14 protein-coding genes are annotated in these 12,755 nt (G+C 42.4%); 9 read left to right on the top strand and 5 right to left on the bottom strand.

Translation table 11 applies throughout. The annotated features are described in order from the left end of the window. Positions 1-144: 144 nt before the first annotated feature. Positions 145-291 (bottom strand): hypothetical protein, encoded by a 147-nt coding sequence (locus UYC_RS39230; RefSeq protein WP_016876822.1) that lies wholly within the window; start codon positions 289-291, stop codon positions 145-147. 20 nt (positions 292-311) lie between these two features. Between UYC_RS39230 and UYC_RS0133870 the strand changes: the two genes are divergently transcribed. Next, on the top strand, positions 312-1,109 hold the full coding sequence (locus UYC_RS0133870; protein ID WP_016876821.1) for a 2-oxo acid dehydrogenase subunit E2: 798 nt from the start codon (positions 312-314) through the stop codon (positions 1,107-1,109). A 205-nt stretch (positions 1,110-1,314) separates the two neighbouring features. Here UYC_RS0133870 and UYC_RS39750 read toward each other — a convergent pair whose 3' ends face one another. The 4 genes from UYC_RS39750 to UYC_RS0133850 form a co-directional block, all read right to left on the bottom strand. Then, on the bottom strand, positions 1,315-1,722 hold the full coding sequence (locus UYC_RS39750; protein WP_016879837.1) for a P-type ATPase actuator domain-containing protein: 408 nt from the start codon (positions 1,720-1,722) through the stop codon (positions 1,315-1,317). A gap of 192 nt (positions 1,723-1,914) precedes the next feature. Continuing rightward, positions 1,915-2,790 (bottom strand): DUF8173 domain-containing protein, encoded by an 876-nt coding sequence (locus UYC_RS0133860; protein WP_016876819.1) that lies wholly within the window; start codon positions 2,788-2,790, stop codon positions 1,915-1,917. Positions 2,791-3,011: 221 nt separating this feature from the next. Continuing rightward, positions 3,012-4,277 (bottom strand): fasciclin domain-containing protein, encoded by a 1,266-nt coding sequence (locus UYC_RS0133855; RefSeq protein ID WP_016876818.1) that lies wholly within the window; start codon positions 4,275-4,277, stop codon positions 3,012-3,014. Between the two features lie 260 nt (positions 4,278-4,537). Next, a complete protein-coding gene (locus tag UYC_RS0133850) occupies positions 4,538-6,703 on the bottom strand; it encodes an ATP-binding response regulator (RefSeq protein ID WP_016876817.1) in 2,166 nt (721 codons plus the stop codon). 473 nt (positions 6,704-7,176) lie between these two features. Here UYC_RS0133850 and UYC_RS0133845 point away from each other — a divergent pair, with 473 nt between their 5' ends. From UYC_RS0133845 to UYC_RS0133810, 8 genes are all read left to right on the top strand, one after another. Beyond that, on the top strand, positions 7,177-7,524 hold the full coding sequence (locus tag UYC_RS0133845) for a hypothetical protein (protein ID WP_016876816.1): 348 nt from the start codon (positions 7,177-7,179) through the stop codon (positions 7,522-7,524). Positions 7,525-7,789: 265 nt separating this feature from the next. Continuing rightward, positions 7,790-8,161: a response regulator gene (locus tag UYC_RS0133840; RefSeq protein ID WP_016876815.1), complete on the top strand. Its 372-nt coding sequence runs from the start codon at positions 7,790-7,792 to the stop codon at positions 8,159-8,161. 232 nt (positions 8,162-8,393) lie between these two features. Further along, complete coding sequence (locus UYC_RS0133835; RefSeq protein WP_016876814.1) at positions 8,394-8,963, top strand: DUF3611 family protein; 570 nt, start codon at positions 8,394-8,396, stop codon at positions 8,961-8,963. Between the two features lie 222 nt (positions 8,964-9,185). Beyond that, complete coding sequence (locus tag UYC_RS0133830; protein WP_016876813.1) at positions 9,186-9,818, top strand: PRC-barrel domain-containing protein; 633 nt, start codon at positions 9,186-9,188, stop codon at positions 9,816-9,818. A 141-nt stretch (positions 9,819-9,959) separates the two neighbouring features. Beyond that, positions 9,960-10,595: a hypothetical protein gene (locus tag UYC_RS0133825; RefSeq protein ID WP_016876812.1), complete on the top strand. Its 636-nt coding sequence runs from the start codon at positions 9,960-9,962 to the stop codon at positions 10,593-10,595. Between the two features lie 64 nt (positions 10,596-10,659). Next, positions 10,660-11,481 carry a hypothetical protein gene (locus UYC_RS0133820; protein ID WP_016876811.1) on the top strand — a complete coding sequence of 274 codons (822 nt, stop codon included), beginning with the start codon at positions 10,660-10,662 and terminating at the stop codon, positions 11,479-11,481. 68 nt (positions 11,482-11,549) lie between these two features. Further along, complete coding sequence (locus tag UYC_RS0133815) at positions 11,550-11,756, top strand: hypothetical protein (RefSeq protein ID WP_016876810.1); 207 nt, start codon at positions 11,550-11,552, stop codon at positions 11,754-11,756. Positions 11,757-11,844: 88 nt separating this feature from the next. Next, the gene (locus UYC_RS0133810) at positions 11,845-12,729 is read left to right on the top strand and encodes a phosphatase PAP2 family protein (RefSeq protein WP_016876809.1); all 885 of its coding nucleotides are present in this window, start codon (positions 11,845-11,847) and stop codon (positions 12,727-12,729) included. Positions 12,730-12,755 lie beyond the last annotated feature (26 nt).

Here is a 12,755-nt window from a genome sequence, read left to right as displayed (position 1 = left end):
GTGAAAAACAGTATTGAGGTTAATTTAATGAACCTCGGTAAATTTACTCAACTGCTTCTATTTTGTTAAATATATCTATAAAAAGTGGAAAACTGGTGGATTATTGAGTAATACAGCCAAAATACTTATGTTGTAAAACTGGTGTTAGTCCAAGGTTTGCAAATGCCTACGGCTCTGCTTTGCAGTACGCCGTTTGCTCACCAACCACAACAGTAATGCACCAAAGCGAAAACTTTGAAATCTTAAAATTATAGTTGCACCAAGCGCGATCGCGCTGCTATTGGGAATCATACAATCTGAGGAGACAACAGATGCACCAACTAGATTTAATTGGAAGCTTTGAGGAGCGCAAGTTTCCAGATTTTCGCAACCCCACAATCGATACACTGATTTGGGGCAGCAAACGGCATCATGTCCCCATCCTGCTAGAAATTGATGTGACGGCAGCACGAGATACCATCCGTGACCAGAAGGCAAAGACTGGTCAAAGCATCAGTTTTACGGGCTGGATCGTTAAGTGTCTTGCTCAGGCAGTCAGCGAACACAAGTGCATCCATGCACTCCGCAAGGGAAAACGGCGGTTAGTGATTTTTGATGATGTGGATGTGACGGTAATCGTGGAACGAGCAGTCGGTGAACCAGGCGCAGGCGAGACGCTACCGATGCCTTACATCGTTCGGAAAGCGAATGAGAAAAGTGTAGCTGTCATCCACTCCGAAATCCGCGCCGCGCAACAATCACCCCTAGCAGCACCAGAAGTGCAAATTGGTTCGACTCGTGCCGCCTGGATGACAAAAATCTTTACGATGCTGCCACGGTTTGTGCGCGAAAAGTTCTTCTGGCAACCATTGTTTCGCAATCCTTTTCTGTTCAAACGCATGATGGGTACAGTCTCTGTCACCTCCCTGGGAATGGTGGGTCAAGGTGGGATGAGTTGGGGCATTCCCATCGGCATCCATCCCTTGATTATTGCGGTGGGAGCGATCGCAAAACGACCTGGCATTGTGTACGAGCAAATAGTTGTTCGTGAGTACGTGGGACTGACAGTGCTGTTTGACCATGACGTGACGGACGGCGGCCAAAAGTGTTGTAATTTTCAGTCTATCTAATCGTAAATAGAATTATTTGTTAGCAGGATTGAAGTTCCTAAAACTCTCTTGTAGTTGAGTTTAGTGATCGCGAAGGAGGTACGTATGAATCTCTAGGTTTACGTCCAGAACAGATATGGTGTTGCACTTCGAGCCTGCTTCACCTAATTCAACGCCTGATATGATTACGGCATCAGATTTTCACAGAATTATTGCATAAGTCCTATCAAGCCAACTTCGCCCGTCGCAACATCACAGCGTTAATTGCCACAATCACAGTTGATAAACTCATTAACAATGCTCCCACGGCTGGCGAAAGTAAAATTCCCCAAGTATAAAGCACACCAGCGGCCAGGGGAATGGCAATCACATTGTAACCTGTTGCCCATGCCAAATTTTGAATCATTTTGCTGTAAGTTTTCTGTGCTAAATTTAAAGCTTTCACCGCATCTATACGAGTAACTTTAACTTTTACCGAACCTTCACCGTTAACCGAACCAGCTACTACTTCATCTCCCTGATGTTTGGGAACGGGACGAGATTCACCTGTAAGAAAAGATTCATTGTTCAATCTCTTGTAGTTACAGCAAATACTAATTAGTACAATTTTGTTATGTCTGTTTTGTAGTTGCACAAGAATAGAGCTATACACACAGTGGTTTAATACTTGCTAAAGGATGCATGGTAGTGTTACCTATTTTTCCTTTGGTTAAAATCGAAATATTATGCCCGAATTATTGCAACTGTTCGGCATACAAACTGCCGAGTACGCTCAGCCTTGAGTTATGTTTTGTTTACCCCACAGCTTGCGAATACCTACGGCACGCTAGGCTGATCGCCTTTTATTGAACAACCACAGCAGTAATGCACCAAAACCAAAAATATTCACCACTGACAACACCAACCCTCCCAGTACCGGAATCAAACCGATTACAGTTAAAATCAGCACACCGATGAAAAATTGTTGCATGGGCGATCGCTGTGCAGAAGTCGAAGCTCTTTGCCCAACCCAAAGAGTAACTCCAAGAGTTCCGAGTATAGCTGTAACGGCAACTACCAAACCAACTAGGGGTAACAACGGTATTCCAATTAAGCTCACTGCTAGCAAGATAACTAGCAAAATGACAGCAAACAAACCCCCTAAACCCCACAACCCACTTTGCAGAGGATACTGATTCACAGTCGCTGCCAAGTTCAGCAAAAAATTTGGTCGCCAAACTAAAATTAAAACACCAATAATAGTTCCGATGAGTGCGTTGAGAAGATGAAAAGTAGTATGTAATAAATAGCGAACCGCAAAGCTGCTAGTTCCCCTCGTCCTACCATACATCCCCCATCTACCATTCTCTAAGACTGTGGCTGAAGCACCGCCAATAGTAGCTCCCGGCTCTGTGATAATTTCTCCTCCCACTGCGTAAGCATCACCGTCAACACGAGCACCCTTTTCTAGAATCACGTCTCCGTCAATGGCGATCGCTGTTTGGGTAACTCTTGCTCCTTCTTGAATCATCACATCACCGCCGATCGCGTGGGCATTTTCCACAACCTGGTTAGGAGGGACGATTACATCACCCCCAAACCGGATGATATTACTGTTATTGATGTTGACATCAGTTTGTGCTAAAGCCGTTGTTGAGAGCAAAAACACGCTCACGGCTGCTACCAATGCCAAAATCAATGAGTTTATTTTTATACCTTTCATACCTCATCTCTCACTCTGGAGGAGCCAAGAAAGCATCAACCGGAATGCTGCCTGCTGCTTTAGATACCACAGTACAGTTACTTCTCTAACTGGTTCAAATTGAGATTAGGTGGTATTAAATGAGTTTATTTTTATACCTTTCATACCTCATCTCTCACTCTGGAGGAGCCAAGAAAGCATCAACCGGAATGCTGCCTGCTGCTTTAGATACCACAGTACAGTTACTTCTCTAACTGGTTCAAATTGAGATTAGGTGGTATTAAAACTTCATTAATCGCATGGATAACACCGTTACTTGCTTGGATGTTTGGTTGAGTCACACTCGCATCATTCACCGCGATTTGATTAGTACTGGGATTAATTTGAATATTGACAGGTCTTTCGGCGAGTGTTTTCAGTTCTCCACGCTTGAGTTCATTGCTAGTGAGTTCACCAAGCACCACATGGTATCTCAAAATCCTAGCTAGCGTTTCTCGATTCTTAGGTTGTAGCAATTGGTTTAGAGTTTCTTTAGGTAAAGCAGCAAAGGCTTCATCAGTCGGAGCAAAAACTGTATAAGGGCCTTTGCTCTTGAGAGTATCTGCTAAACCTGCTGTTTTTAATGCAGAACTCAATGTTGTAAAGTTCAATGTAGACAGAGCATAAATATCACCAATGGTACCAGGCTCTGTTGTGGAAGTCGTTGAAGTAGTTGTGTTAGATGTAGTAGTTGAAGTGGTTTGACTGACCCCATTATTGCGACCCACAATGTAATTAGTAGCCGCAACATTGCTAGCAAGTGGTTCTATTTTACCTTGCTGTACCAAGGCTTGATATAAAAGTGCTGCTGCTTCCGCACGGGTGAGATTTCGGAGTGGATTGAGAGATCGTAGATTTGGGTAGTTGACCACAATATTTGCTTGTGTGGCAGCAGCTATAGGATTGATAGCGTAAGCAGGTATCCATCCAGCATCTTGGTAGTAACTTCTGAGAATATTTGCCGATGTGCCATCAACAGACAAGCCCAAACCATTTGCTAAAGCAGTTATCGCCTGTGCTCTGGGAATGGGTTGCTCTGGCAAAAACAGTCCACCACCGTAGCCTTTCATAAATCCTGTTTGAAAAGCTTCTTCTATTTCAGAAGCCGCCCAGTAACCGCTCTTGACATCTCTAAATCCAGATTCAGCTAACTGCCGAACTTGATTCTGCTCAAAAGCTTTGGCAATCATGGCAGCAAATTCTGCACGTTCCACAGGCTGCTGTGGTCTAAAGGTTCCATTGGGAAAGCCTGTAATGATGTTTCTTTGAGCTAGAGCTTGAATAAATGGTCGCGCCCAGAAATTAGGTGCAACATCAGAAAAGTTGACCTCTGCACCCGGACTTGGAGATGGAGAAGTCGTTTGAGCAACGGCGGGAGCAGAAATGAATACAGGAGCGATCGCGCCAAATGTCATAGTAACTCCTAGCAAAGCGGCGCTACCTGATGACCAACGTAAGAAGCTAAACATAGAAAATATCCTCTGAGTTTTCTCAACCTCAGGAAAAGAAATAGGCATTGCACAATCAAAAAATGATTGAATTCTGTATTTTTTTTCTAAATCATTTCCAATGTGCAATACCTAAAAGTCAGGTAAAAATGATGTTGAGGTTAAGTTGTTGGATGCTAGTTCAGCAATTGAACTGCTTCTAGTTTGAAGATATCTCTAAAAAGTGGAAATCTTGTGGAGCATTGAGCAATTCATTCAATAATCCTTGAAGCTTTTGGATTCTATAGTTTTCCAGACATTCTGCCAAGGCTGGCAACTACTGCAACTAACTCGATTGCTCTAACTGGTTTAGCGACGTGTAGCTGAAAGCCTGCTTCAATAGCCTGTCTATAATCTTCTACCCTCGCATACCCTGTAAGTGCCACAGCAGGAATGCGTCCACCCATTTCCGGTTCAAGCTCCCTAATTTTACGGATAAGCGTGTAACCATCCTCATCTGGCATACTGATATCACTCACTAACACATCTGGTTTAAATTGTTCTAGCGATGCCAGTGCTTCACCTGTTGAGCCAACGGCAATCACTTCTGCTCCACACTCTTGCAGTACCGTGCTAATCCACTTGCGCGTGTCCGCTTCGTCGTCCACAATCAGCAGGCGTAAGCCGTCAAGTTTTGGAGGATTGTCTAATGGTGCTGCATCTTCCGTAATCGTTGGCGGCTGTATCTGGGCTGTATTGTTTGTCTGAGCATCTTCTGACGAGGGGATGGCTGTAAGCGGCAGCTTGACTGTGAATGTTGCCCCTTGACCTATTCCTTGGCTTTGGGCAGCAATAGTGCCGCCGTGTAACTCTACCAAATGACGAGCGATCGCCAGTCCTAAACCTAAACCCTTACTCGATCGGGTGCTTGTGCTGTCTGCTTGACGAAAACGCTCAAAAACATACGGTAGAAAATCTGGACTAATACCCTTACCTGTGTCGCTCACCTGGATTTGGGCATAGTTAGAGATTGGGGATCGGGGATTGGGTATTGGGTACTGGGTAATAGGTGCAGAGCCGTAATTCACGTCTTCTCCCCTTGTCTCCTTGTCTCCTTGTCTCCTTGTCCTTTTCCTAGTCCCTAGTCCCCAGTCCCTAGTCTCTAGTACCTTTGACAGCCTTACCTCAACCCGTCCGCCATTGGGTGTAAACTTGATTGCATTGGAAAGCAGATTCAACACGACTTGTTGTAAACGATCTGAGTCACCCCAAATCGGCTCTACCGAGGTATCAAGCGCTGATTCAATTTGAATAGATTTAGCATCTGCCACTGGTTGTACAACTTCTAAAGCTTGGGCGATCGCTTCTACCAAATCAACTCTGCCAAAATTCAACGAGAGATTCCCCTGAACAATGCGCGAAATATCAAGTAGATCTTCAATCAGTTGCATCTGCAAGTTAGCGTTGCGCTCAATCGTCTCAAGCGCATCTTTGGCTCTAGCTTCATCCAGCCTACCTGTTTGCAACATTCCAACCCACCCCAAAATTGCGGTCATGGGGGTACGTAATTCATGAGAGACTACTGCTAAGAAATCATCTTTGGAACGATTTGCTGCTTCTGCCGCACAAAGTGCCGCTTCGCTAACAGCGCGTGCGGCTTGTTCGCGCAGTAGTAGTTGCTCGCGCTCTTCCTCAGCCTGTTTTCGTTCAGTCAAATCTTGCATAATTTTTGAAAAGCCGCGCAGATTTCCGTCCCGATCTCGTAAAGGTATGATGACACAATACGACCAAAAATGTGTGCCATCCTTACGAATATGCCAGCGATTTTCCTTAGAAAAACCTTCCCTAACTGCCGTTCTCAGTACTTGTTCCGGTTGTCCGCGTTCAATTGCGTCTGGTGTAAAAATGTACCGGAAATGCCGACCAATAATTTCTGCTTCCTGATAACCTAAAATGCGTTCTGCTCCAATATTCCAATTGATAAATAATCCGTTCGGATCGAGCATGAAAATTGCGTATTCTTTTACTCCTTCCACAAACAAACGGTAGCGTTGTTCGCTTTGGTGCAATTTTTCTTGGCTTTGACGTAGGCGATCGTAGTTGTGTTGTGCTTCTATTGCATTGATTTCGGCTTGCTGTTGGGCAGAACGCAACATCTGATTTAATATGCTAATCAGCAGTGACACCAAAACAAACTGAACCAGCCCCACTGCATTAAATCCAATCACAGCCAGCGAATAAAGTGGAGGTAAAAAAAAGTATGCACAAGCTAAAGCAGACAGAACAGTCGCTAGTAGCCCCGGTTCTAAACCACCATACCAAGAGCTAACCATAACAGCGGCAAAAAATAGCGGGTAAGCACTAAACCTATGCATTAGCCATAGCGACTGTGTAAGTAGCAGTGCTAGTAAAACTGTTAAGATAGCAACGCCATAGCATTTTAGCTGGGAGCGCGTCAATCTTTGCATTTTCTCTTCTCTTTGGTCGCGCCGTAGTTGTACTTGGGGCAGGAGATATCTATCATTGCCATTATGTCGCCTGTATAGAAAAATTCTTCCTCCTACAGCCCTAGATTGCTGTACTTTTAACAAATTTATTAGATTGAATACTTGAGAAAGCTACGCCACTTTATTTCCTCGATAACATCAGGATAATAAGCTGTAGTGCATACATATTGTACTTTTTTCGTTAAGACCGTCATTTGTCCTTAGTTATTAATGACTAATAACTAACCTCGCGAGCAATTATGCAATTTCAAAGCGTTACAGCGTATGAACTGGTAACCAATTTTTGATGGGTGTACTGGATAATTCACTCAAAAACTTTTCAGGTTCATGTGCTTGGGAATTCTATATTTCTACACCAGATTTCCACTTTTGAAGTCTATTTTTAGGGATGAGTACCATAAAATTTTTTGCAGCAGAATTTAAGCAAGTATAAAATGGAAACAACACAATATCGTACTGCAACTGTTCAACTAAACTCACTAGCAGATTTAGACCAGGTTGTATCCCAACAGTTCAACTTACCTCTACGCCCATATTCAACAGATATGAGGGCAGCTTTAGAACTGGTTGTTCAAACTTTAGAAAACTCTGAGTCTGCTTACTTTGAAATCTCTCGTTTTGAGTCTAATGCTTTCCCAGGTCTACCCTTTGCGGTAAGCTTTGATAAAGAGAAAAAGACTTACGGTAAAACTGCTCCTTTAGCAATTTGCCATGATGCTCTCCATCGGCTAAAAAATGTTGTAGTAACAATACCGGGGAGTTATTACTGGAATCTAGACTGATAGATTCAAGGCACTCTTAAGTAGTGATAAAAAGTCTAACTTAGTGGAGTGTAATTATTTAGGTTAAATATCTCTCGCCTACAAACCGTAACTTCTTGGCAGACAGTAACACTCTCCGCTGCTTAACAGCAGCGGTGCCTTGAATATTATGTTGATTTCAGATACATATACTCGTTTTCTAACTAAAGGCTTTCATACACTAGAAGATTTTTAATAGCAAGCGATCGCCTTTACCTGGTGATTCAAAGATAGGAAGAAAATAACGATGAGTGCCAAGCAAATCCTTGTTATTGATGATGAAGACGATATCCGTAAATTGATTCAAACTTGCCTGGAAATCATGGGGGGTTGGCAAGTATTGACTGCTAAAAGTGGCACTGAAGGACTGCTATTGGCTCAAACTGCTCAACCTGATGCCATCCTTTTAGATGTAATGATGCCCGATATGGATGGAACAAGTACTTTTCAAAATTTACAAGCAAATCCAACGACTAAGCATATCCCTGTAATTTTACTGACAGCTAGAGGGCGTAGTACTGAAGCGTATAAGTTTACTCAATTGGGTGTAAAAGGCGTAATTAGTAAACCCTTTAATCCTCAAAAACTTGCTACTCAAGTAGCAGCAGCTTTAGGCTGAAATGTGTAAAAAAATAGGGTTGGTAGAAATAAATAATTTGTACAAAATGTCAGATAAGTCTCTTGATAGATAGCAAGTTAACTCTTAAGTAATAATTTTTTATAATTTAGGCATTCTCCACCAGTTTTCCACGATTACACCCTAACTTAAAACTAGCATTTGTTATTTGTCTAATACTTAATAATTAATGACGAATGACAAATGACAAATGACTAATAATCAAAGGGTGTATATGTTAAATAATTTAGAACCTTTCTCACAACCACCAACTAAACAAGAATTTGCCGCTACTTTTCGTGTAGTAAGTCGATTTAGCTTTTGGGTACAGTTAGCACTAGGTAGTGTTTCTGCTCTCGCTTTGTTATTTGCGTCCTTTAGCCGTAATATAACTGCCCAAACGAATAATCCTGGCATCGGTTTTGGCATATTTCTAGCTATTATTGGAATTTTGCTGTTGTGCTTCCGGGTTTACTGGGCTTTCCGTTACAGACGTTTAGCTAAACGTTTACAAGCCCCCAATCCTCAAATCCATCCAAAAAAAGAGGATATAATTCGGGTTTTGAGATTTGGATTAATCGTTAGTCTAGTAGGGTTATTAATAGCTTTTATTGGATCTGAAGAGACAGTTGCTGTTGTACTGGCGAAAGCTTTAGCCCAACCGCAAGGAGTAGCAGTTTATAACCAGGAAAATGTCATTCGTTCGCTAGATATTTTTGTAATGCTGGCAAATATAAATATGATTGGCGCTCACTTTTTTGGTGGAGTTACCTCTCTTGGATTACTTGAATGGGTAGAGCAGTAATAGATAGAGGTATTGATTCTATTTCTATGTAGTTAACTATTTCACTGGGAATAGTAACACTATATCTTCAGCAGTAGTTTTAAAAATTAGCTTGAATTATTCACTAGATTTCCACTATTTAAGCTTAAGCTCAAACTACAGCCGGTTAATCATAGCTCCTCTAACAGTTGAGCAGCTCAACTTTTTCTCAAATTACACATCTAAAAAATTTTGGAGAATGAAATGTCCCTATTAAAACTCACAGATATTGTTCCAAATTACCGTGAGATATTTGGTGAAGACAACATTATTGATTTTAGTATTTATTCAAATGTTTCTGACGAGAAAATTGGTACTGTTAATGACACTCTAGTTGATGAGACAGAAGCTAAGTTCCGGTATTTAATTATTGACTTAGGCTTTTGGATTTTTGGTAAGAAAGTATTGTTACCAATTGGTCTTTCTCGGATTAATTTCTCTGAAAAACGAGTTTATGTTAAGGAACTTACTGAAGAGAATGCAAAAAATTTGCCTGAGTTTAATGATGACCTAAGAATTGATTACGACTATGAGGATCTGGTCAGAAATACTTACAGCATGAATCCAGCTACTTATTCTTACGTCAATCCCGTAGTACCTATAGTGCCATACTCTCCTATGGCAATCAATCAAGTTGCTATTTTAAATGAACCAATGGGAGTTAATAAGCCTTGTGTTTCCTCAGAAGAAGAGGATAAGGCTGTTGAGGCTCGCGCTACTTATAACTACCATCATTATCCAAATTTGTACGAAATTAATGACACAGACCATCCAAGATTAAAACTGCAAGAAGAATGGCTAGCTGCCAATAAAAAATTATTTAGAACAGAGGGTTAATGATTGGCAAACAATTTGACACTGAATTCAATTGAAATTCCAGTTATAAGTTTTACATAAACTCTGGGACAAAATAATGTTTTTAAAATTCAAAAAATTTGAGATTTTCCCCAATTTTTATTATCAAAATAGGAGGCATTTATGAGTCCACAAAATCAGACGAACAAAAAAAAGGCTGGGTTATTAGGAGGCATTTTTGGAAGTTTATTAATTGGTTTGCCAGCAATACCCCTGGCAGTCAATGCAGCCCCTTCCTCTGCACTCAATCCCTGTCCTCGCATTTACTATGAAGAACCACATAATAATCGAGTTTTGGTTCCAGAGGGATGTCCGCCGAATGCTGCAACTCTCAGACTAAGAGGACAAGCAGGAGTTGTGGTACAGCCAAGAGTTTTGGTGAAGCCGGAGGGTTTACCTGTCAATCGTCAACCAATACCCGCTCCAGAAACCCGACAAGATCCCATCGCTACCGTCACACCAACAGCAGGCACAGTGGATGTGAGATTGAAAAATAATACCAATGCCCGTATTACCTATCAAGCGATCGCACATACCCAGCCTCGAATCCTCGCAGGTGGGGAAGAAATTGTTCTGCAAGACTTACCAACGCCTGTCACGATTACAGCCGTGCGTGAAGATGGAGGACTGCTAAAATTCATGCCTGTAGCTGCCACAGAGTCAGGGATGCTAGCAGTTTCAATGGATGAAGAGACTAGGCTAGATGACAATCAGGGTGTATTGAGAATTCAAAGCGATGGTCAAGTCTTTTTAAATTAGGTCAAGGTAACTAATTGAACCACTTTTCAGCAAAATTATCAGCAAATTTAAGGAGATTTTCTTAATGATTAGTAAATTTAACCAAAATGGCAATTTTATCCAAAAGCTATGGAAGGCCAATACAGCTGTTGCTTTAGTACTCTCTGCTGTGGTGCTTGGAGCTTGTACCAACAACTTGGAACGAGAGGCAGCAGTACCAGAAACTAATGTCACTGCTGAGGAAGTCGCTGATAGTACAAATAAACTGATTGGTAAAACCGTAACTGTCAGAAGTGAACCGATCAAAAAAATCGCTCCATCAACTTTCACAATTAGCGATCAGCAATTTTTTGGCAGTGAACCCATCCTAGTTGTAAATGCTACAGGTAAACCTTTTGCCCTACCAGCTGACGATGATGTACCAATTCAAGTGACAGGCACGGTTCGCAAATTTGTGCTGGCAGATATTGAACGAGAATTTGATTTGGACTTGGAGCCAGAGTTATATGTAGAGTACGAAAATAAACCTGCAATTATTGCACAGTCACTAGCGCAAGCACCCAAACCTGGCGAAATTACTACAGATCCCAAACAATACTACGGTAAAAGGCTAGCGGTAACAGGTGAAGTTGAAAATATTACAGGTGTGAACTCATTTACACTCGATGAAGACAAGTTGTTTGGAGGACAAGACTTACTAGTCTTGCATACCAAACCACAACCAAAGGTGACTGAAGATGAGAAGGTTGCAGTAACGGGCGTGTTACGTCCGTTTGTTGTTGCTGATTTAGAACGGGAATACAACCTGACTTGGGATTTGAACGTGAGGCGGCAGCTAGAAGCAGAATACAGCAACAAACCCGTATTAATTGCTGATGAGGTGTATCCCTCAGCAATTCCGCAGTAAAGTGTCTGGCATGATCTTCTAGATTCAGTGTTGGATTTCACGGTGAGTGGCGATTGGATCAATTCCGAATGATACAGAACTCGGATAACCTGGAGCTAACTTGGGAAGAACAGGGAAATTATGCTTTTCCTTATGAAGGTGTTCAATTACACCTTCATGGCATGGCAGCCGAACAAGCATGGGTGGACGGTACAGAGGTTAACTATCAGGGGAAAGTTTTGGAGTGTAACCGCTTTCAGCAGGTTCGTTTTCGGCTCTTTGAGACGAATCAATAAGTAAACTGATGAGGAGCCAGAGGCTCTAGTTCTCGTTACCAGGTTGAACCTGGTAACGAGGGTAAATCTAAAAATAATTCTGAGGAAAATGGCGGTTGACATACTTTGGAGTCCTGAGCCAATTATTACTATTCAGCGCTTGTTTGGTAGCAGTTGGAATTGGTTGTTTGAGGCTCTCTCACAATTTGGGACAGCTAAGGCTGTTACAGTGATGTTTGCTTTAGCACTCTGGGTTTGGGGACGACAGCGTGCCTATGGCTTGCTTGGTGTCGTGCTTTTAGGAACAGTGATAGACGTACTGATTTGGACAATCTTCCCTGTACCACGTCCCCACAATCCCCAGATTATTATTCGCACACATCCAGGAGTACCGTCGTTTCCGAGTGGACACACAGTAACTGCAACTACTCTGTGGGGCACATTAACTGCTTTTGGTCGCCTTCCGGCAATAATTTCGGTATGTATTGTCCTTCTAGTCATGCTATCTCGCCTATATCTCGGTGTACACTATCTAGCAGACTTGCTTGGCGGCGCGGCGATCGCGTTGATTTTGGTAGTCGCTTATCAGCGTTTTTGGCCGATGCTTGTGCGCTGGTTCTCTGGACGGACATTTCAATTCTTCCTGGTTCTTGGTCTTTCAGCACCTGTTGCAGTGTTTCCTTTCACCAGTTTCTCTCCTAGAGGTTGGGAACTATTTGGTTATGCAGTAGGTTTGGGAATTGGAATGCCGCTTGAATATTGGTATGTTCGCTACTCCCCAGCGAAAATTTCCCGCCGAAAGCAAGTACTGAAAGTTGCGATCGGCTTGGGGGGACTGGTAACGCTCGTAATTGTATTTCGCCTCATGATTAGCAGTGGATTGGTGCGTGAGGCTGTGATATCTGGCTTTGCGGCGCTGTGGATTGCGTTCTTGGCACCAGCACTGTTTGCAAGTATGGGTTTATCTAGGCATTTACCCCGAACTCAGTATTAGTTGTGAGGCGATCGCTCAATAACAGG

This window comes from Chlorogloeopsis fritschii PCC 6912 (genome assembly GCF_000317285.1).
In the GTDB taxonomy this organism is placed as follows: Bacteria; Cyanobacteriota; Cyanobacteriia; order Cyanobacteriales; family Nostocaceae; genus Chlorogloeopsis; species Chlorogloeopsis fritschii.
Note: the sequence above shows the minus strand (reverse complement) of the source record. Positions and strands in the feature narration are given on the sequence as shown.

What these genes read in the sequence shown, in the direction of transcription:
- UYC_RS39230 (WP_016876822.1), bottom strand. Translation starts at nt 291, where the DNA reads ATGATTCCCAATAGCAGCGCGATCGCGCTTGGTGCAACTATAATTTTA.
- UYC_RS0133870 (WP_016876821.1), top strand. Translation starts at nt 312, where the DNA reads ATGCACCAACTAGATTTAATTGGAAGCTTTGAGGAGCGCAAGTTTCCA.
- UYC_RS0133860 (WP_016876819.1), bottom strand. Translation starts at nt 2,790, where the DNA reads ATGAAAGGTATAAAAATAAACTCATTGATTTTGGCATTGGTAGCAGCC.
- UYC_RS0133855 (WP_016876818.1), bottom strand. Translation starts at nt 4,277, where the DNA reads ATGTTTAGCTTCTTACGTTGGTCATCAGGTAGCGCCGCTTTGCTAGGA.
- UYC_RS0133850 (WP_016876817.1), bottom strand. Translation starts at nt 6,703, where the DNA reads ATGCAAAGATTGACGCGCTCCCAGCTAAAATGCTATGGCGTTGCTATC.
- UYC_RS0133845 (WP_016876816.1), top strand. Translation starts at nt 7,177, where the DNA reads ATGGAAACAACACAATATCGTACTGCAACTGTTCAACTAAACTCACTA.
- UYC_RS0133840 (WP_016876815.1), top strand. Translation starts at nt 7,790, where the DNA reads ATGAGTGCCAAGCAAATCCTTGTTATTGATGATGAAGACGATATCCGT.
- UYC_RS0133835 (WP_016876814.1), top strand. Translation starts at nt 8,394, where the DNA reads ATGTTAAATAATTTAGAACCTTTCTCACAACCACCAACTAAACAAGAA.
- UYC_RS0133830 (WP_016876813.1), top strand. Translation starts at nt 9,186, where the DNA reads ATGTCCCTATTAAAACTCACAGATATTGTTCCAAATTACCGTGAGATA.
- UYC_RS0133825 (WP_016876812.1), top strand. Translation starts at nt 9,960, where the DNA reads ATGAGTCCACAAAATCAGACGAACAAAAAAAAGGCTGGGTTATTAGGA.
- UYC_RS0133820 (WP_016876811.1), top strand. Translation starts at nt 10,660, where the DNA reads ATGATTAGTAAATTTAACCAAAATGGCAATTTTATCCAAAAGCTATGG.
- UYC_RS0133815 (WP_016876810.1), top strand. Translation starts at nt 11,550, where the DNA reads ATGATACAGAACTCGGATAACCTGGAGCTAACTTGGGAAGAACAGGGA.
- UYC_RS0133810 (WP_016876809.1), top strand. Translation starts at nt 11,845, where the DNA reads ATGGCGGTTGACATACTTTGGAGTCCTGAGCCAATTATTACTATTCAG.